General features: G+C 47.9%; 3 protein-coding genes. All 3 read left to right on the plus strand.

Annotated elements, in window-relative coordinates; translation table 11 throughout:
• On the plus strand, positions 1 to 622 hold a 622-nt coding region (locus AC06L3_RS02030; protein WP_475668961.1), incomplete at its 5' end, for a site-specific integrase.
• A gap of 41 nt (positions 623 to 663) precedes the next feature.
• Positions 664 to 2,127 (plus strand): ATP-binding protein, encoded by a 1,464-nt coding sequence (locus AC06L3_RS02035; protein ID WP_475668962.1) that lies wholly within the window; start codon positions 664 to 666, stop codon positions 2,125 to 2,127.
• A gap of 3 nt (positions 2,128 to 2,130) precedes the next feature.
• The coding region (locus tag AC06L3_RS02040; protein WP_475668963.1) for a helix-turn-helix domain-containing protein at positions 2,131 to 2,398 on the plus strand (268 nt) is incomplete at its 3' end.

Raw genomic sequence — 2,398 nt, forward strand, 5'->3', positions numbered from 1 at the left:
TAACTACGAAGTCCCTGCCAATCAGACCGAGGTCACTCTGCACAAATATGACGGAGAGGAGTATAAGAAGAAGATTGAGGAAGCCGGTGCCATCGCCAAGACACGCGATCTGTTCTGCTTTTGCGCATTCACGTCCCTCCGTTATTCGGATATGGCTAAGGTGAAGAGGACTGATATTGTCGGTGACATCCTGTATGTGACCACGAAGAAGACCAATGATCGTCTGCCTATTGACCTCAACTCTTTTGCCAAGAGCATCCTTGAAAAATACAAGGACTGCAAATTCCCTGGAGGTCTGGCACTGCCTGTTATCACCAATCAGAAAATGAATGATTACCTGAAGGATCTGTGCGAGCTTTGCGAAATCAATGAGCCGATAACAACCGTCTGCTATCGAGCTGGCCAAAGGGTTGAGGAAACCAAGCCGAAGTACGAACTTATCGGCACTCACGCAGGCCGCCGCACCTTCATCTGCTTCGCCCTCTCCTCCGGCATCCCGCCTCAGGTCGTGATGAAATGGACCGGCCACTCCGACTACAAGGCAATGAAGCCTTATATTGACATTGCGGAGAAGACGAAGGCCGAGCAGATGGCTATATTTGAAAAGGGATTGTTGGGATAATTTTGCCGTGTCGCCAGAAATACTTTAACTTTGCTACCGTTATGGAATTGTACTCATACATCTGCGGCCTTTGTGATAAGGGTGAGAACACTGAAGTTGAATTCAAAAGTGCCCTCGGGGGCTTTCCAAACAGTTTTTGGGAGACCTACTCCGCTTTCGGCAACACTTCCGGAGGCATCATCGTCCTTGGCATCAAGGAGAAGAATCACAAGTTCTTCCTTGACCATCTGACATCAGAACAGACTGCAAAATACAAGAAGCAATACTGGGATGATGTTCATAATAAGAGCAAAGTGAATGCTTGTCTTACTGTGGACGAAGACGTGGCCGAAGAGGAATTTGAAGGCTCTTCCTTCCTTGTTTTCAAAATCCCGCGCGCAGTATATTCAAAAAGGCCGATATATCTCACACAGAATCCGTTCGGTCATACCTACGTACGCCGTCACGAAGGAGATTATCTCGTTGATGACGATGAGGTCAGGAGAATGTTTGCCGACTCCAACATCAAGGACTACCCGCTCGATGCCAAGATATTTTCTCATTTGACGCTGGAAAAGGATTTCGATGAAACGACTATACGACAGTACAGGCAAATCTACAACAGCCGTCACGAGGGCCATCCCTGGACAGAATTATCCGACATAGAATTTCTCAAGAAGATAGGAGGATACGTTTCGAATTCGGAGACCTCAGAGCAGGGCTTTACCTTAGCGGCAGTCCTTATGTTCGGTTTGGAAGAAACCATTCTCAGCATCCTGCCACACTATTACGTGGATTTCCGGGAGAAACTCAGCAACGATCCGGATATACGTTGGACCGACAGAATACACCCTGATGGAAATTGGGTGGCCAATCTTTATCAATTCCACCGCCGCGTGTATATGAAGATGTCGCAGTCGCTTCCCGTTCCCTTCAAATTGGAGGGACTCAACCGTGTGGATGACACACCAGCCCATAAGGCATTGAGAGAAGCAATAGTCAACACCATTATTCATTCCCGCCTGAGTGCTATGCACTGCATTGTCATTGAACATTACCCAAACCGTTTTGTATTTCGTAACCCTGGCAGCCTGCTCGTATCGGTGGAACAATATTTCGAAGGCGGCACCAGCATATGCCGCAACAGTACCCTCCAGAAAATGTTTGAATTCATCGGAGAGGGTGAACGTGCCGGCAGCGGAGTGGACACCATCCGAAAAGGTTGGGCAAGAAATAAATGGCCGGAGCCCGTCATACGTGAACTCTATGACCCCGAACAAGTAGAGTTGACATTGTTTTTAGGGTCAGGAAACGAAAATGAACCTATAAATGAACCCATAAATGCAGATGCTATGTCTGTTTATGAGCTCATCAAGGCTGAACCTACAATCTCAAAGGCGAAGATTGCGGAAAGACTGAAAATCTCATTGAGCACCGTAAAAAGGCGCATTGATGAATTGGAAGAAGCAGGTCGTATAAAACACTCGGGGCCGAATAAAGGCGGCCGCTGGGAAATATTGATGTAGCCTATGCCCTCCCACCACATCTATAATCTCAAGGTTTACGCCAAATGGGTACGCGAGTTGTGTGATATGGTGGCGGAAACAGAGTATAAGAAAGTCCGTATAGGTGACATCATCAAGTTCTGCGCGCCACACATCGAACGCCGCGAAGAAAGATTCCTCCAGCTCAAAAAACTCTCCGAAGCCCGTCCCATCTGGAACTTCAAGGAACTCTCGGAACGCATCGGCATTTCCCGTCAGACCCTCTACAACTGGAAAGACGAGGGCTGGATCC

The sequence above is a fragment of the Candidatus Egerieousia sp. genome (genome assembly GCF_056211015.1).

What these genes read in the sequence shown, in the direction of transcription:
- AC06L3_RS02035 (WP_475668962.1), top strand. Translation starts at nt 664, where the DNA reads ATGGAATTGTACTCATACATCTGCGGCCTTTGTGATAAGGGTGAGAAC.